Origin of the sequence: Bradyrhizobium sp. in8p8 (assembly GCF_000426845.1) — a bacterium.
In the GTDB taxonomy this organism is placed as follows: Bacteria; Pseudomonadota; Alphaproteobacteria; order Rhizobiales; family Xanthobacteraceae; genus Bradyrhizobium; species Bradyrhizobium japonicum_C.
This window is the reverse complement of sequence record NZ_AUGD01000008.1, coordinates 147,078-171,897: the sequence shown is the minus strand read 5'-3', so window position 1 is coordinate 171,897 and position 24,820 is coordinate 147,078. Positions and strand designations below refer to the sequence as shown.

The window sequence follows — 24,820 nt, the reverse complement described above, 5'->3', positions numbered from 1 at the left end:
AGCCGTCCCCGGGTACATCCCGCGGACATGCGTTGAGGCGCTATTTCAGTACATGAAATATCGCTGCGACATCGGCAGCACCTCGGCGGGGGCGCAGGTGAGCAGTTCGCCATCGGCGCGGACCTCATAGGTCTCGGGATCGACCTCGATATTGGGCGTGGCATCGTTGTGGATCATGCTCTTTTTCGAGATCCTGCCGCGGACATTCTGGACGGCGTAGAGCTTCTTCTCGATGCCGAGCTTGCGCGCAAGGCCGCCGGTGACCGCAGCCTTGGAAGTGAACACCACGGACGACGCCGTACGCGCCCTGCCGAAGGCCCCGAACATCGGCTGATAGTGCACCGGCTGCGGCGTCGGGATCGAGGCGTTGGGATCGCCCATGGGCGCTGCAACGATGCTGCCGCCCTTGACGATGCAGTCCGGCTTGACGCCGAAGAAGGCCGGCGACCATAGCACGAGGTCGGCGAGCTTGCCCTTCTCCACCGACCCGATCAGCTTCGACACGCCGTGCGCGATCGCGGGGTTGATCGTGTATTTGGCGATGTAGCGCTTGACGCGGAAATTGTCGTTGTCCTTGCCCTTGTCCTGCGGCAAGGATCCCCGCTGCTTCTTCATCTTGTCCGCGGTCTGCCACGTCCGGATAATGACCTCGCCGAGGCGGCCCATGGCCTGCGAGTCCGAGGACATCATCGAGAGCGCGCCGAGATCGTGCAGAATGTCCTCGGCCGCGATGGTCTCCTTACGGATACGGCTTTCGGCAAATGCCAGGTCTTCCGCGATCGAGGGATCGAGATGGTGGCACACCATCAGCATGTCCAGATGCTCGTCGATGGTGTTGCGGGTAAACGGGCGCGTGGGATTGGTCGAGGACGGCAGCACGTTCTTCAGGCCCGCGACCTTGATGATGTCAGGGGCATGGCCGCCGCCGGCACCTTCCGTGTGGAAGGCATGAATGGTGCGGCCCTTGAAGGCCTTGATCGTATCCTCGACGAAGCCGGACTCGTTCAGCGTGTCGGTGTGGATCATCACCTGGATGTCGTGATCGTCCGCGACCGAGAGGCAATTGTCGATGGCCGCCGGCGTCGTGCCCCAGTCCTCGTGCAGCTTCAGCGCGCAGGCACCGGCCTTGATCATCTCGACCAGCGCGGCGGGCCGCGAGGCGTTGCCCTTGCCGGAAATGCCGAGGTTGACCGGAAAGGCGTCGAACGACTGGATCATCCGCGCGATGTGCCACGGGCCCGGCGTGCAGGTGGTGGCGAAGGTGCCGTGCGAGGGGCCGGTGCCGCCGCCCAGCATCGAAGTGACGCCTGACATCAGCGCGTGCTCGATCTGCTGCGGGCAGATGAAATGGATGTGGCTGTCGAAGCCACCGGCGGTGAGGATTTTTCCCTCGCCGGCGATCACGTCGGTGCCGGGACCGATGATGATGGTGACGCCGGGCTGGATGTCCGGATTGCCAGCCTTGCCGATCGCAGAGATCATGCCGTCCTTGATGGCGACATCGGCCTTCACGATGCCCCAGTGATCGACGATCAGCGCATTGGTGATGACGGTGTCGGCCGCACCCTGCCTGTTGGTGACCTGCGACTGCCCCATGCCGTCACGGATCACCTTGCCGCCGCCGAACTTCACCTCCTCACCGTAAGTCGTGAAATCCTTCTCGACCTCGATGATGAGATCGGTGTCGGCCAACCGCACCTTGTCCCCTGTGGTGGGGCCGAACATGTCGGCATAGACGGAACGTTTTATTCTGACGGACATCACAAGCCCCGTTTGCGATTGAATGTTTGAACGCTCAAAGCACGGCCTTCGCTGCTTTCACGGCATCATCGAATTTCTCGTCGAGCCATGCATTGGAGCCGCGGCAGCCTGCAACGACCTGCGTCGCCCAGTCGATGTAATCGGCGAGATCGTCGCGCTCCTCGGAAGTCGGGTCGGTTTGAATGCGCGCCCCTGTATTGCTGATCTTGTCGGCGATCTTGATCAGCTTGGCGCCCGGCGATTTGTGGGGCGCGTCCTCAATCTGCTTCTGCCTTCGCATCGCCTTCGGCAGACTCATGTCATCGGTGCATTCGGCGACGAGTGAGGCGACACGCTCGGAAAATCTTCGCGCAAGCTCTTCGCGCGTGGTGTCGGTGTCCTCGATGGTGTCATGCAGCCAGCCGGCAGCGACCAGCTCGGCGTCGGCGCCATCGGTCGCGGTCGCGAGCAGGTTCGCGACCTCGGCGAGATGATTGATGTAGGGCTCATTACCGCGCCCCTTGCGCGCCATGCCGTTATGGCGGCGCGCAGCGAGTTCAGCGGCTTCGGAGATGAGGCGGATTGGCGAGAGCATGGAAAACACCTCCGTTTCCGCCTCAACCGTGCCGCGCCGCGCTCGTTCCTGTGGAGCTCACAGCTTCCCCATCACATCGCCGCGGAAGCCGTAGATCGTCTTCTTCCCCGCCACCGCGACGAGCTGCACGTCGCGGGTCTGGCCGGGCTCGAAGCGGACGGCGGTGCCGGCGGCGATGTCGAGGCGCATGCCGCGGGCCTTCTTGCGATCGAACTTCAGCGCCGGGTTGGTCTCGAAGAAATGGTAGTGCGAGCCGACCTGAATGGGGCGGTCACCTGTGTTGGCGACCGTCAGCGTCACGGTCTTGCGGCCGGCATTGAGCTCGATCTCGCCGTCCTGGATGAAGAGTTCGCCGGGAATCATTCTATCCTCCTCGTCATTCCGGGGCTCGCGAAGCGAGAACCCGGAATCTCGAAAACAAAACCTCTGGATTCCGGGTTCGCCCTGCGGGCGCCCCGGAATGACGAATTCGATACTACCTGATCGGCTCGTGCACGGTGACGAGCTTGGTGCCATCAGGAAAGGTCGCCTCGACCTGGATGTCGTGGATCATCTCGGGAATGCCCGGCATGACCTGATCGCGGGTCAAAACCTGCGCGCCGGACTGCATCAGCTCAGCGACGGTGCGGCCGTCGCGCGCGCCTTCCAGGATGAAGTCGGAGATGATGGCAATCGCCTCGGGATGGTTGAGCTTGACGCCGCGATCCAGCCGGCGGCGCGCCACGATCGCGACCATCGAGATCAGAAGCTTGTCCTTTTCGCGGGGAGACAGGTTCATGCGAAATCTCTTCCGTTCAACACATCAGTTCAACCGGTCAGTTCAACCACAGCCGCGGCAGGACCGCGCCGGTTCGCGCCAGCACCGCCATCATGTCGGCGCGTAAGCGCGCCGCATCTTGGGCACAGAACCGCGCCATTGCAAAGCCATTCCAGGCCGAGATCCCGACTTCCCCGCCGAACGATTCCGAGGCCTCGCGAATGCGCTCGACCAGGGTCTCGTCACCGGGCACGATCAGAGCGGTGCCGATCGCCGTGCCGCTATTGGCGACCGCGGACCGCGCGAGCTTGGCGCCGATGTCGCCGTCAAGCCTGACCGTCTCGGCGAACACCAGCCTGCCGCCGCGGCGCAGCCGCCAGCGGTCGACGAACTCGCCCTGCTGCATCCGCTCGCCCATGGCGGTGCGGCCGAACACGACGATCTCGCAGAGCAGGAGCGAGGCCGCCTCGTCGAGCGCAATGTCGAAGCGGCGATGCACCCGCGCGCGGTCGAACAGGATCGTCTCCTGCGGCAACCAGGCCAGATGCGCGCCCGCGGCGGCTCGCAAGGCGATATTGAGCTGCGCCGCCTCCCCGGGGGCTCGATAGATCTTTTCGGCAGCTGCGGTCGTCAGAGTGAGCCGCGTACCTCCGCCCGCCGCGATGTCGATATCGAAACAGTCCCCACCGGCAACCCCGCCGGCCGTGTTGACGAACACGCCCGACAGCCCCTCGTCTTCCGGCGAGGGAAAGCGCACGCGTAAAGAGCCGGATTCGTGCAAGGTGCCGCGCCGGGTCACGCGGTCACGTGCGTGCACGTCGAGCCGAACCGCGCCACGGGCGCGGTTCGCCTCGAAAAGTCCTGGCATAACCGAAACGTCGCTCCGCATTCGCCTCCCCAGCCGATCGCGGCAGAATGAGCCTACAGCGCCATCTGGCGGCTGATCTCGCTCGCGTCGAGGTTGGCGCGGTCGCAGGTGAACTTCACAGCGCCGCGATCCATCACCGCAAAGCTGTCGCCGAGCTCGCAGGCAAAGTCGAGATATTGTTCGACCAGCACGATGGCGATGTTGCCGAGATTGCGCAAGTAGGAGATGGCGCGGCCGATGTCCTTGATGATCGAGGGCTGAATGCCCTCGGTCGGTTCGTCGAGCAACAGCAGCTTCGGCCGCATCACCAGCGCGCGGCCGATCGCGAGCTGCTGCTGCTGGCCGCCGGAGAGATCGCCGCCGCGCCGGCCGAGCATGGATTGCAGCACCGGAAACAGCGAGAACACGTCGTCCGGGATGTGCTTGTCCTCGCGCTTGAGCGGACCGAAGCCGGTCTTGAGGTTCTCCTCGACCGTCAGCAGCGGAAATATCTCGCGGCCCTGCGGCACGAATCCGATGCCCCTGCGCGCACGTTCATAGGGCTTCAGGCCGGTGATGTCGCTGCCATCGAGCACGATCGCGCCCGAGGAGATCGGATATTGCCCGACCATGGCGCGCAGAAGCGAGGTCTTGCCGACGCCGTTGCGGCCGAGGACGCAGGTCACCTTGCCGGGCTCCGCCGAGATCGACACGCCGCGCAGCGCCTGGGCAGCACCGTAGAACAGATTGATGTCTTTCACTTCAAGCATCGGAAACACCTTTGCGGGCGAATAGCGAATGGGAGAAGCGGCCGATCCATTCGCTACCTTCCCAGATAGACTTCGATGACCCGCTCGTTGGACGATACCTGGTCGATGGTGCCTTCCGCCAGCACGGTGCCTTCGTGCAGGCAGGTGACCTTGACGCCGAGCTCGCGCACGAAGGTCATGTCGTGCTCGACCACCATCACGGTGTGGGTCTTGTTGATCTCCTTCAGCAGCTCGGCGGTGAGATGCGTCTCGATGTCGGTCATCCCTGCAACGGGCTCGTCGACCAGCAGCAGCTTCGGATCCTGTGCCAGCAGCATGCCGATCTCGAGCCATTGCTTCTGGCCATGGCTGAGGCTGCCAGCGAGGCGGTTGCGCGCTTCGGTGAGACGGATCGTCTCCAGCACCTTGTCGATGCGCTCGGTCTCGGCCTTGCTGCCGCGCCAGAACAGCGTGCCGCGGACGGAGTGATCGACATTGAGCGCGAGCAGGAGGTTGTCGTGCACGGTCTGGCTCTCGAACACCGTCGGCTTCTGGAATTTGCGGCCGATGCCGAGCTCGGCGATGCGCGTCTCGTCGAGCCGCGTGAGATCCGTGACGCCGTCGAACAGCACGGTGCCTTCGTCGGGCTTGGTCTTGCCGGTGATGATGTCCATCATCGTGGTCTTGCCGGCGCCGTTCGGCCCGATGATGGCCCGCATCTCGCCCGGCTCGAGCGTCAGCGACAGGTTGTTGATGGCGTGGAAGCCGTCGAACGAGACGTGCACGCCATCCAGATAGAGCATTGCGGACGTCGTGCGGGTATCCATGACGTTCATGACCGCTTACTCCGCCATCTTCGGTTGGACCATGCCGTCTTCAGCCGCGGCGCTCGCGGCAGCTGCTGCGGTGCGCTTTTCCCGCGCCGAGTCCCGCCACGCATTGAAGGTGCCGACGATGCCCCTGGGCAGCAGCAGCGTCACCAGGATGAACAGCGCGCCCAGCATGAACAGCCAGTACGGCGCCAGTACGCCAGAGGTGAAGAACGTCTTGGCATAGTTGACGACCACGGCACCGAGCGCCGCACCGACCAGCGTGCCGCGACCGCCGACGGCCACCCAGATCACCGCCTCGATCGAATTGCCCGGCGCGAACTCGGATGGATTGATGATGCCGACCTGCGGCACGTAGAGCGCGCCGGCAACGCCCGCCATGCAGGCCGACACCGTGAACACGAACAGCTTGTAGGATTCGACGCGGTAGCCAAGGAAGCGCGTGCGCGATTCCGCATCACGCACCGCGATCAGCACCTTGCCCAGCTTGGATGAGACGATGGCGCGGCAGATCAGGAAGCCTATGATCAGCGCCAGGCAGCTCAGCGCGAACAGCGCGGCACGGGTGCCCTCCGCCTGCACGTTGAAGCCGAGGATATCCTTGAAGTCGGTCAGGCCGTTGTTGCCGCCGAAGCCGAAGTCGTTGCGGAAGAAAGCGAGCAGCAGCGCATAGGTCATCGCCTGCGTGATGATCGACAGATACACGCCGGTAACCCGGGAACGGAACGCGAGCCAGCCGAAGCAGAAGGCAAGCAGGCCCGGCACGACCAGCACCATCAGCGCGGCGAACCAGAACATGTCGAAGCCGTACCAGTACCAGGGCAGCTCCTGCCAATTCAGGAACACCATGAAGTCGGGCAGGATCGGATTGCCATAGACCCCGCGGGTGCCGATCTGCCGCATCAGGTACATGCCCATGGCGTAACCGCCCAGCGCGAAGAAAGCGCCGTGGCCGAGCGAGAGGATTCCGCAATAGCCCCAGATCAGGTCGATCGAGAGCGCCAGGATCGCGTAGCAGACATACTTGCCCCAGAGCGCGACGAGATAGGTCGGCACCTGCAGGAACGAGCCCGCGGGCAGCAGCAGGTTGGAGAGCGGGATGAGGATGCCGCAGGCTGCGACGATCGCAAGGAAGATCGTCGCGCCGCGGTCCAGCGATCGCGTCAGCATGTGAGGGGTCATGCTTCCACCGCACGGCCCTTGAGCGCGAAGAGTCCGCGCGGGCGCTTTTGAATGAACAGGATGATGAGAACCAGGATCGCGATCTTGCCGAGCACCGCACCGGCGACCGGCTCCAGGAACTTGTTGGCGATGCCGAGCGTGAAGGCGCCGACCAGAGTCCCCCAGAGATTGCCGACCCCGCCGAACACCACGACCATGAAGCTGTCGATGATGTAGCTCTGGCCGAGATTGGGGCTGACATTGTCGATCTGCGACAGCGCCACCCCGGCGATACCGGCAATGCCCGAGCCGAGCCCGAAGGTCAAGGCGTCGACGCGCGATGTGGCGATGCCCATCGAGGCGGCCATGCGCCGGTTCTGCGTCACCGCGCGCATTTCGAGGCCGAGAGCCGTGTAGCGCAGCATCGCGAGCAGGATCGCGAACACCGCGAGCGTGAAGAGAAGGATCCAGAGCCGGTTATAGGTGATGGTAATCTGTCCGAGCTCGAAAGCGCCGCTCATCCAGGAGGGATTCCCCACCTCGCGGTTGGTCGGGCCGAACATCGTGCGCACGGCCTGCTGCAGCACCAGCGACAGGCCCCAGGTCGCGAGCAGTGTCTCCAGCGGACGGCCATAGAGGAAGCGGATGATGCTGCGCTCGATCAGGACGCCGATGGCGCCGGCGACGAGGAACGCGAGCGGCACGGCGATCAGAAGCGAATAGTCGAACAGGCCGGGATAGCTACTGCGGATCACCTCCTGCACTACGAAGGTGGTATAGGCCCCGATCATCACCATTTCGCCATGCGCCATGTTGATGACGCCCATCACGCCGAAGGTGATGGCGAGGCCGATCGCGGCGAGCAGCAGCACCGAACCGAGCGAAAGGCCGTACCAGGCGTTCTGCACCATGGACCAGACTGCGAGCGAGTTCTGGATCGAGGCGATCGCGCTTGCGGCGGCCTTGGTCACCAAGGCTGGCTGGTCGCCCATGCCGGTGAGAAGCGCCAGCGCGTCCTGGTCGCCGCGCGCCTTAAGGGTCGCGACCGCCTCGAGCTTCTCGACCTCGGACGCGTCGGGCTTGAACAGCAGGATCGCGGCGCGCGCCTCGCCGAGGGCGGCCTTGACGGATCTGTTGGTTTCCTTGGCAAGCGCGGCATCGACCGCCTCGAGCGCGGTCTCTTCATGCGACTTGAAGACGGACTGCGCGGCCTGCAGGCGCGTCCCCAGGTCCGGTGACTGAAGCGTCAGGCTGCCGATCGCGGCGTCGACGCTGCGGCGCAGCCGGTTGTTGAGGCGAACCGCGCTCGCACTGTCGGGAACGCTGGCAACGGCCTCGCCGCTCGCGGCGTCGATCGACTTGCCGTCGGCGCCGGTGACGTAGACCTTCTTGCTGTCGGGATCGGCCATGAGGCGGCCGTCCTGGAGCGCGCTGATGATGGGGAACGCGAGCTTGTTGCCACTGCCCGCGATCACACCGATCGCCTCTTCCGTGTCGGAAAAATCGTCATTGGCGAACTTGGCGACCGCATCCTCGAACGGGCCGGCGAGGGCCGGCAGCGCGAACGCGATCAGGAATAGCGTGAGCGCGAGCGAATAGAGACGCGCGGACAAATGGGCTGGCACTGTGAATGACCCCGGCAGAAATGAGTGGAGAAGGCGGCGGGATCGCCGCCCTCTCCGGTCGCGCAATGGAGCGTCAGATCGGGATCAGGAACCCGAACCGAGGCACTTGTTGGTCTTGGTGTTGAAGTTGCCGCACTTCTTGCCGACCCAGTCGCCGATCAGATCCTTGGAGCCGTCGAGCTCCTTCGACCAGGCATCGCCCGGAACGAGGCCCGGGGTCTTCCAGACCACGTCGAACTGGCCGTTGCCTTTGATCTCGCCGATGAACACGGGCTTGGTAATGTGGTGGTTCGGCAGCATCTTCGACACGCCGCCGGTGAGGTTCGGCGCCTCGGTGCCGGGAAGCGCGTCGATCACCTTGTCCGGATCGGTCGACTTCACCTTCTCGACCGCCTTCACCCACATGTTGAAGCCGATCACGTGGGCTTCCATGGGATCGTTGGTCACGCGCTTCGGGTTCTTGGTGTAGGCCTGCCAGTCCTTGATGAACTTCTCGTTCGATCCGTCCTTGGTCTTGATCGACTGGAAGTAGTTCCAGGCAGCGAGGTGGCCGACCAGGGGCTTGGTGTCGATGCCGGCGAGTTCTTCCTCACCCACCGAGAACGCGACGACCGGGATGTCCTTTGCCTTGATGCCCTGGTTGCCGAGCTCCTTGTAGAAGGGAACGTTGGCGTCGCCGTTGATGGTCGAGACCACCGCGGTCTTCTTGCCGGCCGACCCGAACTTCTTGATGTCGGCCACGATCGTCTGCCAGTCGGAGTGACCGAACGGCGTGTAGTTGATCATGATGTCTTCCTGGGCGACACCCTTGGACTTCAGATAGGCTTCCAGGATCTTGTTGGTGGTGCGCGGATAGACGTAGTCGGTGCCCGCGAGCACCCAGCGCTTCACCTTCTCTTCCTTCATCAGATAGTCGACGGCGGGGATCGCCTGCTGGTTGGGGGCCGCCCCCGTGTAGAATACGTTGCGCTCGCTCTCCTCGCCCTCGTACTGCACGGGATAGAACAGGATGCTGTTCAGCTCCTTGAAGACCGGGAGCACCGACTTGCGTGACACCGAGGTCCAGCAGCCGAACACGACCGAAACCTTGTCCTTGGTGATCAGCTCGCGCGCCTTCTCGGCGAACAGCGGCCAGTTCGAAGCGGGGTCGACGACGACGGCTTCCAGCTTCTTGCCGAGCACGCCGCCCTTCTTGTTCTGCTCGTCGATCAGGAAGAGGATGGTGTCCTTCAGCGTGGTTTCGCTGATTGCCATTGTGCCGGACAGGGAGTGGAGCACGCCCACCTTGATGGTGTCGTCCGCGGCTTTCGCGCCAGTCAATGAAGCCAGACCAAGCACCAGTCCGGCGGTCGCGGCGAGCACGCCGCGGCGGCTAAATGAGGCCGCTATATCGTGAGTGGATTTGTTAAACATGAGTGTCTCATCTCCCTGACGCAGACGTGAAAAACGCTGCGAAACGGCCCCACGGCCGCCTGCGATTAACGGAATCGCAAGAACCGTGCCATGGACTCGGCACCCTTTAAGCAATTGATTTCACATCAATAATCGCCAGAAATCGCACTTTGGCCGCGCTTAGGTCGCCCAAAGGTTAGGCAATCAAAATGTATGCGAAAGGGGCATTCGGTCTATTTTGTAAGCAGACATGCAGTGCTGGCTAAATTTCCGGCAGCACAAATTTTGCGCCGCAATGGTCATTTCCGGCCAACTTGCCTTGAAAGCGCCCTCTCGATGTTCCATATGAGCGGACGAGACCTCTTGCGAATCAAGGGGTCGTAGCGAGCCGCGTGTTCTTAAGCCCTCTACGGGCCTCTGGCTTGCCCCATCCTCCCGAGCCATCCGACACCCCAAACACGCAGGTGTCTTCTCGACACCCCTTTGCGCGCGCCGCGCCGAATGCGCCGGGCGCCCGCTTTTGACATGGAAAGAACCCCTCTTTTGACTTCGTTTCAGGACTTCGGCCTCGCCGAACCCATCGCGCGCGCTCTTCGTGAAGAGAATTACGTCACCCCCACCCCGATTCAGGCCCAGACCATCCCGCTGGCGCTGACCGGCCGCGACGTCGTTGGCATCGCCCAGACCGGCACCGGCAAGACCGCGTCTTTCGCACTGCCGATTCTGCATCGCCTGCTCGAGAACCGCATCAAGCCGCAGCCCAAGACCGCCCGCGTACTGGTGCTGTCGCCGACTCGCGAGCTGTCCGGCCAGATCCTCGACAGCTTCAACGCCTATGGCCGCCACATCCGGCTGTCCTCGACGCTTGCCATCGGCGGCGTACCGATGGGCCGCCAAGTCCGCGCGCTGATGCAGGGCGTCGACGTCCTGGTTGCCACGCCGGGGCGCCTGCTCGACCTCGTGCAGAGCAATGGGCTAAAGCTTGGAAGCGTCGAGTTCCTCGTGCTCGACGAAGCCGACCGCATGCTCGACATGGGCTTCATCAACGACATCCGCAAAATCGTCGCTAAGCTGCCGATCAAGCGCCAGACGCTGTTCTTCTCGGCCACCATGCCGAAAGACATCGCCGAGCTCGCCGATGCCATGCTTCGTGATCCCGCCCGTGTCGCAGTGACCCCGGTGTCCTCGACCGCCGAGCGGATCAACCAGCGCATCCTCCAGGTCGATTTCACGGCCAAGCCGTCCTTCCTCGCCAAGCTGCTGAAGGACGAGCCCGTCAACCGGGCGCTGGTCTTCACCCGCACCAAGCACGGCGCCGACAAGGTCGTAAAGACGCTCGAGAAAGCGGGGATCCCCGCCAACGCCATTCACGGAAACAAGTCGCAGAACCATCGCGAGCGCACGCTCGCCCAGTTCCGCACGGGCGAGATCCGCACCCTGGTCGCCACCGACATTGCCGCCCGCGGCATCGACGTCGACGGCATCAGCCATGTCATCAATTTCGACCTGCCCAACGTGCCGGAAACCTACGTCCACCGCATCGGGCGCACCGCGCGCGCCGGGGCCGAAGGCACCGCGATCTCGCTGGTCGCAGGCGGCGAGGAGCTCAGCTATCTCCGCGACATCGAGCGGCTGATCCGCGTGGCGCTGCCGCGGGAGGACCACCGCACCGACGCCGGCCGCCGCGATGCCGGCCCCGCCCCGTCACAGCAACGGCAAGGACGGCCGGGCGGCCGCCCGGGCCAGCGTCCGCAGGGCGCACGCCACGGTGACGGGCGGCGTTCCGACGAAAGGCATGCCGATGGCCGCCACCATGGTGCCGGCAAGCAGGGCGACGGAAGGCCCGGCGAGGGACGGCACGGCGAGGCAAGGCACGTTGACGGACGGCCCGGCACCGGCCCGAATGCTTCGAAGGGGTCTCGCCGCCGCCGCTCCGGTGGTAAGATGCATTCATCGCCTGTCGACCGTCCGGAACAACGTTCCGCGCATAGCGCCGGGACGCCTGATGGGATACAAGGCGTTGCCTTTTTGCGCCGCGAGAGTCGGCCAAGCAGCCAACCGAACCGCAAACCCTATTCGCACTAGCCGTCCACGACCTGGAGAAATTCATGGCTAAGGAAGAGCTGATCCAGTTCGAAGGACTGGTCACCGAAATCCTCCCCGATGCCCGCTACCGCGTGCAGCTCGACGCCGGACACGAGATCGTTGCCTATACCGCCGGCAAGATGAAGAAGAACCGCATCAAGACGCTGGCAGGAGACCGCGTGACGGTGGAGATGTCGCCCTATGACCTCGAGAAGGGTCGGCTGATTTTCCGTCACAAGGACGAGCGTCCCAGCACGGCGGGCGGGCCACCCCGTCCCGGGCAGCGCGGCGGCCAGTTCCGCCGTCGCTAATCCGCTGCGGCGCAGAAGGGCGACAGAATTCCGGACTGCAACTTGATCCGCCGTCGACATGGCGGCGGTCAAAAAATCGTGCACGTCCGGATTGTTTCGGCCCCTCGTTTCCGATAAAATGAATTAATCGATTTTCGGCCGGACGACATTGGCATCCACCGGTACAGCCGGTTCAGACACGCTGACGACCCTTCCAGAAATTCGATCTAACCTGCCCGCGCGAGCGGGCTCCGACATTGTACTATCTGAGAAGGGACTACCCCCATGAGCATGGGAACCGTGAAGTGGTTTAACGCAACCAAGGGCTTCGGATTCATCCAGCCCGACGACGGCGGCCAGGACGTGTTCGTTCACATCAGCGCCGTGGAGCGCGCCGGCCTTGGCTCGCTGCGCGAAGGCCAGAAGATCTCCTATGAGATCGTGGCTGACCGCCGCTCCGGCAAATCGGCGGCGGACAACCTGCGCGCCGCCGGCTGAGCCCTGCGGGCCCCGTGGGCCCGATCGCTCGAACGAGCGAGGCTAAGCAACCAAACAGAAAGGCCGTGCGGAACGCACGGCCTTTTCCATTTCGGGGGAACTCGCAAATCTCAACACGTCGACGGTATGTCGTTGTAGGGCACGCAGCTGACCTGGCGCGGCCGCGTGTAGGAAAGATCGCTGAGGGTGATACTCGACTTCAACACGTATCCGACGGTCGGGGTGTAGGTGTAGCTCGCCTCGCTGAGGATGAGATAGCTCGACGGAATCAATAGCGTCGGGGGGATCATCGAGGTGACCTTGTCGCCGGCATTCCGAGCCGAGGTCGCCAGCGTAGCTTGCGTCGCGCCGCTCGCGATGGTGCCGGCCCTGCTCCACTGGACCGTCGCGATACTATTGGCATCGATGTAGATCTGCGAGATCGTGCCCTTCACGAGCGAAGCGTCGTAAGGCATGACGACCGAGATGCTCGCGGTGAAAGTGTTCTGCATGTCGGCGTCGTAGAGCTTCGTCGACTGAGACGTCAGGTCCGACAGAGTCCGTGCAATCAACGTGACCTTGCGGTCGATCGCTACGGCGGACGAAAATTCGACGGTGCCGAAGAACATGACCAGCATCAGCGGTACGATGACTGCGAATTCGGTCGCCGCGAGTGCGCGCTTGTCGGCAACGAACTCGCCCATGGAGCAACGTGCATTCCTCCAGATATTCGCAATCGTCTGCATCGGTCCGCTCAGATCCATCTGCCTCAGAAGGGTTCGTTCTTGAACGCAGCGGTCGCCACCAGCAGCCGCTTGTTGCTGCACCCGATGTTGTAGCCGAGGCCGGTGACGACGAGCGGCCACTGATAGAACAGGCGCACCACGACCACCTGGCCGGAGCCTCCGGCATTGTACTGCATGCCGGTCGGGTTGAAATTGCAGGAATTGCCGTAGCTGGTCAGGTTGAGCGTCCCGAAGGAACTTGTGCTCACCACGTCGACGTAGAGCTTGCTGCAATCGAACAACGCCGGGATCTTGCTGCAGACAAAGGCCTTGAACGTGGTCTGATCGCATGCCGTAACCGCGTTGGGCGCGGTCTGACACGCCGCCACCGAGCCGCCCTGTGCCTGCGCCTGGCCGGTCAGAATCGCCCGCGCGGAGTCCTGCGCGATCGTCTCGAGCACCTGGCCCGAGAAGAACACGAGCGCCGTCTCGATAATGGCGAACAACAGCCCGAAGAACATCGGCGCCACCAACGCAAACTCTACGGCCGCGGAGCCGCGGCGGTTGCCGCGAAACCGGGCCAGCGCTTTCCGGAGCGTGAACCTGGTAGGTGCATGCGATGGCATCGGGTCAAATTCCCCAGCAACGGTCGATCATCTGCCCTGTTCAATAGCGGAAACTGATTGTCTAAGTGTTTCGGACAGCCCGCGTGCGGCGGACCGCAACGTTAAGGCTGCGTTAACCAAGTGCGACCCGAAGCACACCAAGCGCGGCGCGGAGAGACGCCTCGGATCGCGCGGCGGACGCCACCGCGTCCCCGAGCCTGACGGGATCCCCCCGGCGGGCCCCCGCCGTTCGGCTAGTTGGGTTTGGCGGCCGCGCCGGCACCGCCAGCGCTGGCACTGCTGCTCAGCGAACCGGCCTGGCTCATGGTGTTGTTGAAGTAGGTGTCGCTGTCGCCGAGGGTCACGCGACGCTGGCAAAGCGGTGCGCAGCTGTAGGATTCGCGCTCGACCCCGCGATAGACGGTGACGAGCCGGTCGCTCGGACCTTCGACCTGGATCTGGCGGTCGACCAGAATCTCACCGCCCCGATCAAGTGCGATGAAATTGGTGGCCCCATAACCCTTTCCGGTCACGACGATCATGCCGCCCGGCTGGAGCGTGACGTCGGCGATCAGGGGATTGCCGACCACGATGGTCGCCACCTTGCCGGGCAGCCGTACCAGCTTGGCCTGATCGACATTGACGGCGATGGTGTCGACGGTGGGCTCGGCAAGGCCGGCGGCCGGCCAAGCCAGCGCCGCAGCGGCAACCAGAAGACAGACGCGCGCATGACGGCGCAGCATTTCCTTACGCATACTCTTACCCCCGGGACGCACAAACCGGCAGAAACGACTCGACGCAGCGGAGCCGGTGCCCGACCCGCTCAACCTGCCCTTAATTCATGAACGTTCCGCAAACTCGCCGCCTATTGTTTGAACGGACCGGCATTTACCGGCCTCGCTGTCCCCCTAATGGCGGAACGGATAGGCGAGCTGGCCGCCGATCTCCTTCGGCATGGTCGCTTCGTCCTTGCCGTAATCCTGCGGCAGCTTCCCCTCCGGCATGCGGAACGTGCCGAACAGCACGTCCCAGATCGGGAAAGTCCCGGCGAAGTTGGTGTCGCCGCCCTCTTCAAGCGAAGTATGGTGCCAGCGGTGGAACACCGGCGTCGCCAGCACATACTTGAGCGGTCCGAAGGTCCAGTTCAGGTTGGCGTGCACGAAAGCCGAATGGAACGTGGTGAACGGGCCGACCCAGATCATGACGTTCGGGGAGATACCGGCCATCAGCAGCACGACGTCGACACTGATCGTCCCGAGCAAGAGATTGACCGGATGGAAGCGGGCCGCGGAGATCCACCCGATTTCCTCCGAGGAATGATGAATGGCGTGATACTTCCAAAAGCCGCCGTCGTGAAAGACCCGATGCAGCCAGTACAGCATGAAGTCGGACAGGACCAGGAACAGCAGGCCCTGCACCCATAGAGGCAACTGTGCCAGCGGGCCATGGCCATTGTCGTAGAAGGCGATGAGTTCGTCGGGGTCATGGATGTTGAAGATGACGCCGGCGCCGACGATCAGAAGCCCGATCCGCATGGTGCGGGCGAACACCGGAACGAAGAACCAGTAGCAGATGTCGGTGATGATCTCCCGTTTGCGCCACCATGGCGCGCCGGGATTGCACGCCCAGAAATGCTCCAGCACGGTGAAGACCGCCGCGAGCACCATGGTGACGGGGATTACCTTCACGATGGTCTCGCCGAGCATCAGGGCGACTTGCATGGGCAGGCTCGACATCGTCGCCTCTCTTGGGAATTCCAGTCCTGCTACGCCTACTCCCCGAAATTTAAGGGACGGTGAAGCGAATATCGCGCTGCCGGTGCATTCGGAAGCCGAACGTCTTGCAGCTGCCGCCTTAAGGCGAAATTTACTCTGGGCAAAAGCATCGCGCCGGACCGGGGTTTACCCGATCGAATTAACTGTACCGAAAGAGCTCGGCTTTCATGGTCGTCGCGTCAAAGACAGCGCCGAACGAGGCGATCTCACCCAGACGGAGTTTTGTTCATGAAGAACTTGATTGCGCGTTTCGCGAAGGATGAATCCGGCGCCACCGCCATCGAATACGGCCTGATCGCCGCCGGCATCGCGCTGGCCATCATCACCGTCGTCAACAGTCTCGGCACCACGCTGAACAGCAAGTTCACCTCGATCAGCACGTCGCTGAAGTAAGCAACCGGCAAGCGACGGCAAATGCCCCGGACCTCCGGGGCCTTTGTTTTTCTGTGACGGCGAGTTCCAGTGGCGTTGCACAAGTTCAGAACCGATGCCGCGGTCGCGGCGAACGAGCCGAGGGCGGCGCAGGCCGGCTCGCCGGCTTATTGGATCTGCCTCGCGCTGCTGCTTGCGACGGTCGCGCTCGCCGCGCGCATTGCCATCTTCTGGTAGAGGCGTGTAGTCGCCCTGCGCGCCACAGCCTCCGTTGTCGGTTTGTTTAGCACTGCGTGCTAACATCCGGCGACGCCAGCTCCGACGGCAAACCCAGGCCTCAAGACGCAGCCCATGATCCTCGACCTTGCGCGCCTTCTGCTCTTCCCGGCCCTTATGGCGTTCGCCGCCGCGAGCGATCTCTTCACGATGACGATCTCGAACCGGGTGTCGCTATTGCTGGTGGCAGGCTTCTTCGTGCTCGCCTTCGCCGGTGGCATGGCACCTTACGAAATGCTCAGTCATGTCGGCGCGGGCGCGGTTCTCCTGGTCGTAGCCTTCACCTGCTTCGCGATGGGCTGGGTCGGCGGCGGCGATGCCAAGGTCGCGGCCTCCGTCGCGCTCTGGTTCGGCTTTGCACATCTGACGAACTTCCTGCTCTACGCGTCGCTGTTCGGCGGAGCGCTGACGCTGCTCCTGCTCCAGTTCAGGCAATGGCCGCTGCCCTACGGGCTGGCGGGTCAGGCCTGGCTCGCGCGGCTGCACGCCAAGGAAAGCGGCATTCCCTACGGCATCGCGCTCGCGCTGAGCGCGTTGATGGTCTATCCCGAGACCGAATGGGTGAAGGCGATCGACCTCGCTCACCTCGCACTGCGCTGAACGCAGCGGGTAAACCCGGCGTTAAGGCGATTTAGATACGCCTCATTAACCATGCTTTGACGAATAGCTGGTCAACTGCCGGTTACGGCGGCGGCTACGCCGCAGCGTATTGTTGGAAAGTCGAAGCGTATGAATAGGGCACGCATAGTCGTCCTGACCGTCGCCATCAGCGCCGGCGGTGTCGCCGCGTACCTGGCGAGCGGCACCGACAATTCTGCGCCGCCTCCGCTTCCGGCCGCACAGCTGCCGACAGTGGACGTCCTCGTGGCCAAGAACGACATCGGCCTCGGTCAGACCGTGAAGCCGGAAGACGTGCAATGGCAGACCTGGCCCGCCGCGACTGCCAGCGCCACGTTCATCCGCCGCAACGAGCGTCCCGAGGGGGTCACCCAAGTGGCCGGCTCGATCGCGCGCGCGCCGTTCATCCAGGGTGAACCGATCCGCGACCAGAAGCTGGTCAAGGCCGAGAACTCCGGCTTCATGGCCGCCATCCTGCCCTCCGGCATGCGGGCGATCTCGACCGAGATCTCGCCGGAGACGGGCGCAGGCGGCTTCATCCTGCCCAACGATCGCGTCGACGTCATTCTCACGCGACGGTTGAAGAACCCGGACCAGAGCAGCGGCGCGCCCGACGTCGTGACCTCCGAGATCATCCTGGCCAACATCCGCGTCCTGGCAATCGACCAGGCGCCCAAGGAAAAGGATGGCCAGAACGCGGTGATCGGCAAGACCGTCACCCTCGAGCTCACTCCGTCGCAGACCGCAACGCTCTCCGCGGCGCGGCAGAGCGGCACGCTGTCGCTGGCGCTGCGCAGCATCGTCGACGTCAAGATGAGCGAGATCACGCTCGATGACTCCGCGCAGAAGCAAGAGGGCGTCTCGATCATTCGCTACGGCATTCCAAGTCAGGCGGCTAAGGCACGATGAAGACAGTCGATATGAAATGCAGGGCAGATTCGGCGACGATGCGAACCTCACTGGTCCGCGCCCTGTCGTTTTCAGCCGCCCTCGCGCTGGCGCTCAACCCGATGATGACCCCGGCGGCCGCTGCCGATTACCGCCCCGTAGTGCAGGCCGCGGCGGACGGCCAGATCAACGCGCGCTTCCTCTCGCTCGGCGTCGGCAAGTCGATCGTGATCGACCTGCCGCGCGACATCAAGGACGTACTGGTCGCCGATCCCAAGATCGCCAATGCGGTGGTGCGCTCGGCGCAACGCGCCTATATCATCGGCGCCGCGGTCGGCCAGACCAACATCGTATTCTTCGATTCCGCCGGTCAGCAGATTGCGGCCTATGACATCGCGGTCAAGCGCGATCTCAACGGCGCACGGGCCGCGCTGAAGCAGATCCTGCCCAATTCAGACATTCAGATCGATGGTCTCGGCGACGGCATCATCCTGAGCGGCACGGCTGCCAACCCGATGGAAGCGCAGCAGGCGAACGAGCTCGCCGCCCGCCTGGCCGGCGGCGTCGACAAGGTGGTGAACTCCATCGTGGTGCGCGGCCGCGACCAGATCATGCTCAAGGTGACGGTCGCCGAGGTCCAGCGCAACATCGTCAAGCAGCTCGGCATCGACCTCTCCGCCAACCTCAACTACGGCACCTCCGTGGTGAGCTTCACCAATTCGAACCCGTTCACGGCCTATGGCCGCAACCTGGTGGACGGCAACAATCTGACGACGAAGTTCGGCGCGACGCCGTCGGTGCAGGCCACCCTGCGAGCCATGGAGACCGCGGGCGTGATCCGCACGCTGGCCGAACCGAACCTGACCGCGATATCAGGCGAATCGGCGACCTTCATTGCCGGCGGTGAATTTCCGGTCCCCGCAGGCTATTCGTGCGATCCCGTCACCCACGTCTGTACGACCCAGATCAGCTTCAAGAAGTTCGGCATCTCGCTGAACTTCACGCCCGTGGTGCTGAGCGAGGGCAAAATCAGCATGCGGGTGATGACCGAGGTCTCGGAACTGTCGAACGAAAATGCAATCACGCTGTCCCAGGCCGTGACCTCGACGTCGGTGAACTCGCTGACGGTGCCCTCGATCAGGACGCGCCGCGCGGAGACCTCGCTGGAAATTCCCTCCGGGGGCGCCATGGCGATGGCCGGCCTGATCCAGCAGCAGACCAAGCAGGCCGTCAGCGGATTGCCCGGGCTGATGCAGCTCCCGATCCTCGGCACGCTGTTTCGCAGCCGCGACTTCGTCAACAACGCGACCGAGCTGGTCGTGATCGTGACGCCTTACGTCGTGCGCGCGGTGGCGCCGAAGGACCTGTCGCGGCCCGATGACGGCTTCGCCCCGCCTGCGGATCCGCAGGCCCAGCTGATCGGCAACATCAACCGGCTCTATGGCGTGCCCGGACGGACCGAGCCGGCCAAGAACTACCGCGGCACCTACGGCTTCATCACCGACTGAGGCGGAACGGGGACTTCACGATGAACACAAGACGACCCCAGCTTCGCAAGCGCGCCATCCGCCTCAGTGGCGCGCTCGTCGGCATGGCTCTCGTGCTCGGCGGCTGCCGGCACGACGAGGTCGTTACGGCCTCCATTCCTGACGATTACAAGCAACGTCATCCGATCGCGATCGAGGAGCAGAACCGCTCGATCGTGGTCTTCGTGGGCCATGCCCGCGGCGGTTTGACCGCCGCCCAGCGCGCCGACGTGATGGGCGTGGCCTCGACGTGGTTGCGCGAGGGCACCGGCGCCATTCATATCGACGTGCCGTCCCATACGCCCAATGCGCGTCCGGTCGCGGACACGATGCGCGAGATCCAGGCGATCCTGGCGGCGGCGGGCGTTCCACCGCGCGGCGTCAGCGTTCGCCCCTATCAGCCGGAAGACAAGCGCTTCCTGCCGCCGATCCGGCTCACCTATTCCAAGATCGCCGCGGTCGCCGGCCCTTGCGGCCTGTGGCCGGAGGACATCGGCCCCTCGATGAAGAACAAGCGCTGGTTCGAGAACAAGGACTACTACAATTACGGCTGCGCCTATCAGCGCAACCTCGCGGCCATGGTCGACAATCCGTCGGACCTCGAGCAGCCGCGGCCCGAAACTCCATCGTACACGCCGCGGCGCATCACCGGTTTCGAGAAGTATCGCAGGGGAACGACGACGGCGACCACCTATCCTGAGGCCGACAGGGCCAAACTCAGCGACACCGGCAGATGATCAGCTACGCGCGTCAGACACACGAAGAGCAGCCTGCAGCAGCTCCGCCGCCGGTCGAGGAGCATATCGCGCCTGCGCCGCGCGTATCGGTCCAGGCCTTCTGCGAGACCGTGGAGACTGCGGCCGCGGTACAGTCGGCCGGCGAGGATCGCCGCCTCGGCAAGGCTCACCTGAAGATCCAGATGGGCGGCATGGCGGCCGCGATCGAAGCTTATCGCTCGGCCCCCACGCCGAACGTGATCGTTCTCGAGAGCGACGGCCGCAGCGATCTCCTGAGCGGGCTCGACCAGCTCGCCACCGTGTGCGACGCCGGCACCCGGGTGGTCGTGATTGGCCGCATCAACGACGTCATGCTGTACCGCGAGCTGGTTCGCCGTGGTGTCAGCGACTACGTGCTCGCGCCGGTCGGCGCGATCGACGTCGTGCGCTCGATCTGCAACCTGTTCTCCGCGCCTGAGGCCAAGGCGGTCGGTCGCATCATCGCGGTGGTCGGCGCCAAGGGCGGCGTCGGGGCTTCCACCATCTCTCACAACGTGGCCTGGGCGATCGCGCGCGACCTCGCCATGGATGCCGTCGTCGCCGATCTCGACCTCGCCTTCGGCACCGCCGGGCTGGACTACAACCAGGATCCGCCGCAGGGCATTGCCGACGCGGTGTTCTCTCCCGACCGCGTCGATACCGCTTTCATCGACCGCCTGCTGTCGAAATGCACCGATCACCTCAGCCTGCTGGCGGCCCCTGCGACGCTCGACCGGGTCTACGATTTCGGCACCGATGCTTTCGACGCCGTGTTCGACACACTGCGCTCCACCATGCCCTGCATCGTGCTCGACGTTCCTCATCAATGGTCGGGCTGGACCAAGCGCGCCCTGATCGGAGCGGACGACATTCTGATCGTGGCCGCACCTGACCTCGCCAATCTGCGCAACACCAAGAACCTGTTCGACTTGTTGAAGGCCGCACGTCCCAACGACCGCCCGCCGCTGTACTGCCTGAACCAGGTCGGCGTGCCGAAGCGGCCGGAAATCGCGGCTGCGGAGTTCGCCAAGGCGATCGAAAGTCAGCCGATCGTCTCGATCCCGTTCGAGCCGCAGATCTTCGGCTCGGCGGCCAACAACGGCCAGATGATCGCGGAGATCTCCGCCAATCATAAGTCGATCGAGATGTTCCTGCAGATCGCCCAGCGCCTCACCGGCCGCAGCGAGACCAAGAAGCAGAAGTCGTCCCTGCTTTCACCTCTGATTGACAAGTTGCGGGGAAAATAAGCCGCCGCATGGAGTTGTTAAGTGTTCGGTAAGCGTAGCGGAACAGACATCGATTTTCGGGCGCCCAAGCCCGGCGCCGTGTCGCCCGAGCCCTCCCAGGCTCCGGCGCCGACGGTGCCGCGCGCCCCGCCGCCGCCGGCCGTCGCCTCGCCACCGCTTGCTCCTGCCAAGGCCCCGCCGCCTCCGGCCATGGAGAGCCGGCGTTCGGACAATTACTACGAGGTCAAGGCGACCATCTTCGGCGCACTGATCGAAGCCATCGATCTCGCCCAGCTCGCGAAGCTCGATTCGGAATCCGCGCGCGAGGAAATCCGCGACATCGTCAATGAGATCATCGCGATCAAGAACATCGTGATGTCGATCGCTGAGCAGGAGGAGCTGCTCGACGACATCTGCAATGACGTCCTCGGCTACGGCCCGCTCGAACCGCTGTTGTCACGCGATGATATCGCCGACATCATGGTCAACGGCGCCAACACCGTCTACATCGAGGTCGGCGGCAAGATCCAGCGCACCGGCATCCGCTTCCGCGACAACCAGCAGCTTCTCAACATCTGCCAGCGGATCGTCAGCCAGGTCGGCCGGCGCGTCGACGAATCCTCGCCGATCTGCGACGCACGTCTCGCCGACGGCTCCCGCGTCAATGCCATCGTGCCGCCGCTGTCGATCGACGGCCCCACACTCACCATCCGCAAGTTCAAGAAGGACAAGCTGACGCTGGATCAGCTCGTCAAGTTCGGCGCGATCACGCCCGAGGGCGCCGAGATCCTCCAGATCATCGGCCGCGTCCGGTGCAACGTGCTGATCTCCGGCGGTACCGGCTCCGGCAAGACCACGCTGCTCAACTGCCTCACGAATTACATCGAGCACGACGAGCGCGTCATCACCTGCGAGGACGCTGCCGAGCTCCAGCTGCAGCAGCCCCACGTCGTGCGGCTGGAAACCCGCCCACCCAATATCGAGGGCGAGGGCCAGGTCACCATGCGCGAATTGGTGCGCAACTGCCTGCGTATGCGCCCTGAACGGATCATCGTCGGCGAGGTCCGCGGCCCCGAGGCCTTCGACCTGCTCCAGGCCATGAACACCGGCCATGACGGCTCGATGGGCACGCTGCACGCCAACAACCCGCGCGAAGCGCTGTCCCGCTGCGAATCCATGATCACGATGGGCGGCTTCTCTCTGCCCTCGCGAACGATTCGCGAGATGATCTGCGCCTCGATCGACGTCATCATCCAGGCCGCACGCCTGCGCGACGGTTCCCGCCGCATCACCCACATCACCGAGGTGATGGGCATGGAAGGCGACACCATCATCACCCAGGACATCTTCCTCTACGACATGGTCGGCGAGGACGCCAACGGCAAGATCATCGGCCGGCACCGCTCGACCGGCATCGGCCGCCCCAAGTTCTGGGAACGCGCCCGGTACTACGGCGAAGAGAAGCGCCTTGCCGCCGCGCTCGATGCGGCGGAAGTCGCTCCGAAGACTTAAAGCAGGTCAGCGCCGCCATGAACATGCAGGTACTCGCTCTCGCCTTCCTTGCCACCGCGGCGGTCGGCGGCATCGCCTGGGTCTTCCTCTATCCGCTGCTGTCGGGAGAACGGAAGGCGGAGAGCCGGCGCGCCTCGGTCGCGCGCGCCGAGGCGCCCGCGGCCCGTCAGGCCGAGAAGACCCAGCGTTCGCGCCGCGAGCAGGTCGAGACGACGCTCAAGGACCTGGAGGCGAGACGCGCGCAAGAGAAGAGCGTGCCGCTCAGCGTGCGCCTGTCGCAGGCCGGACTCGACTGGACGCCGCAGAAGTTCTGGATCGTGTCCGCCGTCGTGGCCGGGGTGTTCTTTGCAGGCGCTCTGTTCGCCGGCGGCGGCCTGATCGGCGCCGCCGGCCTCGCTTTTGCCGGCGGTTTCGGCCTGCCGCGCTGGGCACTCGGCTTCCTGAAAAACCGTCGCGAAGCCAAGTTCCTGGCTGCGCTGCCGGACGCGGTCGACGTGATCGTCCGCGGCATCAAGGCGGGCCTGCCCCTGTTCGAATCGATCAAGGTCGTGGCCGCCGACGCGCCCGAGCCGCTGCGCAGCGAGTTCCTGACGATCATCGAGACGCAGGCGATCGGCATGCCGCTGGGCGAGGCCTGCGCACGGCTCTACGAACGCATGCCGCTGCCGGAGGCCAATTTCTTCGGCATCGTGGTGTCGATCCAGCAGAAGTCGGGCGGCAACCTCTCCGAAGCGCTCGGCAACCTCTCCAAGGTGCTGCGCGACCGCAAGAAGATGAAGGAGAAGATCCAGGCGATGTCGATGGAGGCCAAGGCTTCCGCCGGCATCATCGGCTCGCTGCCTCCGATCGTGATGTTCCTCGTCTACCTCACGACACCGCAATACATCTCGCTTCTTTGGACCCATCCCACCGGACAGCTGATGCTGGTCGGCTGCGTCATCTGGATGTCGATCGGCATCATGGTGATGAAGAAGATGATCAACTTCGATTTCTGACGGTGCCGTATGGTCGAATTCCTCGTCTCAAAACTGCACGACGTCCGCTTCATGACGATGCTGCTCGCGGCCATCGCCGCCAGCGCCACCGTGTACACGCTGGTGATGCCGTTGTTCGCCGGCGAGGGCCTCTCCAAGCGCATGAAAGCGGTCGCGAGCGAGCGTGAGCGCATCCGGCAGCGCGAGCGTGAGCGTCTCCACAAGAGCGAAAAGGTCTCGCTGCGGCAGACGCCGAAGCAACTCGTCTCCAAGGTGGTGGAAGACTTCAACCTGACCAAGTGGCTGGCGCAGGAAGCTGCTCGGGACAAGCTCATCATGGCCGGCTACCGCGGCCAGGCACCCTATATCACCTTCCTGTTCGCCCGCATGGTCGCCCCGATCGTGCTCCTGATCGGCTCGGTCCTCTACGTCTTCTTGATCGCGCGCTTGGAACAGCCGATGCCGATCAAGATCGGCATCTGCGTCGGCGCGGCCTATCTCGGCCTCCAGGCCCCGATGCTGTTCCTCAAGAATGCGATTTCCAAACGCCAGCTCTCGATCAAGCGGGCTTTTCCCGACGCGCTCGACCTGCTCCTGATCTGCATCGAATCCGGCATGTCCGTCGAGATGGCGTTCCGGAAGGTTGCGACCGAGATCGTGGGCCAGTCGATCGCACTGTCGGAGGAGTTCACTCTGACCACGGCCGAGCTCTCCTATTTGCAGGATCGCAAGGTCGCCTATGAGAACCTGGCACGGCGCACCGGGCTCGAAGGCGTCAAATCGGTGTGTCTCGCGCTTCAGCAGGCGGAACGTTACGGCACCCCGCTCGGTCAATCCTTGCGCGTCATGGCACAGGAGAACCGCGACATGCGCATGAACGAGGCGGAGAAAAAGGCCGCCGCCTTGCCGCCAAAGCTGACAGTGCCGATGATCCTGTTCTTCCTGCCGGTGCTATTCGTGGTCATTCTCGGACCGACCGGCATCAAGATCTCGGAGATGCAATGAGAATCGGCGGCGAGC

At 64.0% G+C, this 24,820-nt stretch carries 28 protein-coding genes; 14 read left to right on the top strand and 14 right to left on the bottom strand.

Annotated features, from left to right (window positions below; translation table 11 throughout):
• Positions 1-45 precede the first annotated feature (45 nt).
• The 10 genes from ureC to urtA all read right to left on the bottom strand — a co-directional run bounded on the left by ureC (position 46) and on the right by urtA (position 9,717).
• The gene (gene ureC / locus K408_RS0120940; RefSeq protein WP_024340529.1) at positions 46-1,761 is read right to left on the bottom strand and encodes an urease subunit alpha; all 1,716 of its coding nucleotides are present in this window, start codon (positions 1,759-1,761) and stop codon (positions 46-48) included.
• Between the two features lie 34 nt (positions 1,762-1,795).
• Positions 1,796-2,335: an HD domain-containing protein gene (locus K408_RS0120935; RefSeq protein ID WP_024340530.1), complete on the bottom strand. Its 540-nt coding sequence runs from the start codon at positions 2,333-2,335 to the stop codon at positions 1,796-1,798.
• 57 nt (positions 2,336-2,392) lie between these two features.
• Complete coding sequence (locus K408_RS0120930) at positions 2,393-2,698, bottom strand: urease subunit beta (protein ID WP_007599812.1); 306 nt, start codon at positions 2,696-2,698, stop codon at positions 2,393-2,395.
• 112 nt (positions 2,699-2,810) lie between these two features.
• Positions 2,811-3,113 (bottom strand): urease subunit gamma, encoded by a 303-nt coding sequence (locus K408_RS0120925; RefSeq protein ID WP_024340531.1) that lies wholly within the window; start codon positions 3,111-3,113, stop codon positions 2,811-2,813.
• A 37-nt stretch (positions 3,114-3,150) separates the two neighbouring features.
• Positions 3,151-3,981, bottom strand: coding sequence for an urease accessory protein UreD (locus K408_RS0120920; protein WP_024340532.1), 831 nt, complete (start codon positions 3,979-3,981; stop codon positions 3,151-3,153).
• A 32-nt stretch (positions 3,982-4,013) separates the two neighbouring features.
• Positions 4,014-4,709 carry an urea ABC transporter ATP-binding subunit UrtE gene (urtE, locus tag K408_RS0120915; RefSeq protein ID WP_024340533.1) on the bottom strand — a complete coding sequence of 232 codons (696 nt, stop codon included), beginning with the start codon at positions 4,707-4,709 and terminating at the stop codon, positions 4,014-4,016.
• A 53-nt stretch (positions 4,710-4,762) separates the two neighbouring features.
• On the bottom strand, positions 4,763-5,524 hold the full coding sequence (urtD, locus tag K408_RS0120910; protein ID WP_024340534.1) for an urea ABC transporter ATP-binding protein UrtD: 762 nt from the start codon (positions 5,522-5,524) through the stop codon (positions 4,763-4,765).
• Between the two features lie 6 nt (positions 5,525-5,530).
• Positions 5,531-6,700 carry an urea ABC transporter permease subunit UrtC gene (urtC, locus tag K408_RS0120905; protein WP_024340535.1) on the bottom strand — a complete coding sequence of 390 codons (1,170 nt, stop codon included), beginning with the start codon at positions 6,698-6,700 and terminating at the stop codon, positions 5,531-5,533.
• Positions 6,697-8,304 carry an urea ABC transporter permease subunit UrtB gene (gene urtB, locus K408_RS0120900; RefSeq protein WP_024340536.1) on the bottom strand — a complete coding sequence of 536 codons (1,608 nt, stop codon included), beginning with the start codon at positions 8,302-8,304 and terminating at the stop codon, positions 6,697-6,699. Before urtB ends, urtC begins: the two co-directional genes overlap by 4 nt.
• Positions 8,305-8,388: 84 nt before the next feature.
• Complete coding sequence (gene urtA, locus K408_RS0120895; RefSeq protein WP_024340537.1) at positions 8,389-9,717, bottom strand: urea ABC transporter substrate-binding protein; 1,329 nt, start codon at positions 9,715-9,717, stop codon at positions 8,389-8,391.
• Between the two features lie 480 nt (positions 9,718-10,197).
• Between urtA and K408_RS0120890 the strand changes: the two genes are divergently transcribed.
• The 3 genes from K408_RS0120890 (at position 10,198) to K408_RS0120880 (ending at position 12,569) form a co-directional block, all read left to right on the top strand.
• Positions 10,198-11,781 (top strand): DEAD/DEAH box helicase, encoded by a 1,584-nt coding sequence (locus K408_RS0120890; RefSeq protein WP_024340538.1) that lies wholly within the window; start codon positions 10,198-10,200, stop codon positions 11,779-11,781.
• Between the two features lie 23 nt (positions 11,782-11,804).
• Entirely contained in the window at positions 11,805-12,092 is a 288-nt protein-coding gene (infA, locus tag K408_RS0120885) for a translation initiation factor IF-1 (protein ID WP_024340539.1), read from the top strand.
• A 264-nt stretch (positions 12,093-12,356) separates the two neighbouring features.
• Positions 12,357-12,569, top strand: coding sequence for a cold-shock protein (locus K408_RS0120880; protein WP_014439634.1), 213 nt, complete (start codon positions 12,357-12,359; stop codon positions 12,567-12,569).
• 110 nt (positions 12,570-12,679) lie between these two features.
• Here the strand turns inward: K408_RS0120880 and K408_RS0120875 are convergent, their stop codons facing one another.
• From K408_RS0120875 to K408_RS0120860, 4 genes are all read right to left on the bottom strand, one after another.
• On the bottom strand, positions 12,680-13,252 hold the full coding sequence (locus K408_RS0120875) for a TadE/TadG family type IV pilus assembly protein (RefSeq protein WP_080654907.1): 573 nt from the start codon (positions 13,250-13,252) through the stop codon (positions 12,680-12,682).
• Positions 13,253-13,317: 65 nt separating this feature from the next.
• The gene (locus tag K408_RS0120870) at positions 13,318-13,899 is read right to left on the bottom strand and encodes a TadE/TadG family type IV pilus assembly protein (protein ID WP_024340541.1); all 582 of its coding nucleotides are present in this window, start codon (positions 13,897-13,899) and stop codon (positions 13,318-13,320) included.
• A 233-nt stretch (positions 13,900-14,132) separates the two neighbouring features.
• On the bottom strand, positions 14,133-14,633 hold the full coding sequence (locus K408_RS0120865) for a pilus assembly protein N-terminal domain-containing protein (RefSeq protein WP_024340542.1): 501 nt from the start codon (positions 14,631-14,633) through the stop codon (positions 14,133-14,135).
• Between the two features lie 153 nt (positions 14,634-14,786).
• Positions 14,787-15,614 (bottom strand): sterol desaturase family protein, encoded by an 828-nt coding sequence (locus K408_RS0120860; protein WP_024340543.1) that lies wholly within the window; start codon positions 15,612-15,614, stop codon positions 14,787-14,789.
• Here K408_RS0120860 and K408_RS42175 point away from each other — a divergent pair.
• The 11 genes from K408_RS42175 to K408_RS0120810 all read left to right on the top strand — a co-directional run bounded on the left by K408_RS42175 (position 15,598) and on the right by K408_RS0120810 (position 24,805).
• A complete protein-coding gene (locus K408_RS42175; protein ID WP_155248545.1) occupies positions 15,598-15,885 on the top strand; it encodes a hypothetical protein in 288 nt (95 codons plus the stop codon). The two genes, K408_RS0120860 and K408_RS42175, sit on opposite strands and share 17 nt — an antisense overlap.
• Positions 15,882-16,046, top strand: coding sequence for a Flp family type IVb pilin (locus K408_RS0120855; protein ID WP_024340544.1), 165 nt, complete (start codon positions 15,882-15,884; stop codon positions 16,044-16,046). Before K408_RS42175 ends, K408_RS0120855 begins: the two co-directional genes overlap by 4 nt.
• A 69-nt stretch (positions 16,047-16,115) precedes the next feature.
• A complete protein-coding gene (locus K408_RS42800) occupies positions 16,116-16,262 on the top strand; it encodes a hypothetical protein (RefSeq protein ID WP_196232385.1) in 147 nt (48 codons plus the stop codon).
• Positions 16,263-16,376: 114 nt separating this feature from the next.
• Positions 16,377-16,901 (top strand): A24 family peptidase, encoded by a 525-nt coding sequence (locus K408_RS0120845; protein WP_024340545.1) that lies wholly within the window; start codon positions 16,377-16,379, stop codon positions 16,899-16,901.
• A 129-nt stretch (positions 16,902-17,030) separates the two neighbouring features.
• The gene (gene cpaB, locus K408_RS0120840) at positions 17,031-17,828 is read left to right on the top strand and encodes a Flp pilus assembly protein CpaB (RefSeq protein WP_024340546.1); all 798 of its coding nucleotides are present in this window, start codon (positions 17,031-17,033) and stop codon (positions 17,826-17,828) included.
• 11 nt (positions 17,829-17,839) lie between these two features.
• The gene (locus K408_RS0120835) at positions 17,840-19,315 is read left to right on the top strand and encodes a type II and III secretion system protein family protein (protein ID WP_024340547.1); all 1,476 of its coding nucleotides are present in this window, start codon (positions 17,840-17,842) and stop codon (positions 19,313-19,315) included.
• Between the two features lie 20 nt (positions 19,316-19,335).
• Entirely contained in the window at positions 19,336-20,070 is a 735-nt protein-coding gene (locus K408_RS0120830) for a CpaD family pilus assembly protein (RefSeq protein ID WP_024340548.1), read from the top strand.
• Positions 20,067-21,335 (top strand): CpaE/TadZ family protein, encoded by a 1,269-nt coding sequence (locus tag K408_RS0120825; RefSeq protein WP_024340549.1) that lies wholly within the window; start codon positions 20,067-20,069, stop codon positions 21,333-21,335. The genes K408_RS0120830 and K408_RS0120825 overlap by 4 nt, the downstream gene beginning before the upstream one ends.
• 21 nt (positions 21,336-21,356) lie before the next feature.
• Entirely contained in the window at positions 21,357-22,826 is a 1,470-nt protein-coding gene (locus K408_RS0120820; RefSeq protein ID WP_024340550.1) for a TadA family conjugal transfer-associated ATPase, read from the top strand.
• 17 nt (positions 22,827-22,843) lie between these two features.
• Entirely contained in the window at positions 22,844-23,821 is a 978-nt protein-coding gene (locus K408_RS0120815; RefSeq protein WP_024340551.1) for a type II secretion system F family protein, read from the top strand.
• 9 nt (positions 23,822-23,830) lie between these two features.
• Complete coding sequence (locus tag K408_RS0120810; protein ID WP_024340552.1) at positions 23,831-24,805, top strand: type II secretion system F family protein; 975 nt, start codon at positions 23,831-23,833, stop codon at positions 24,803-24,805.
• Positions 24,806-24,820: the final 15 nt, after the last annotated feature.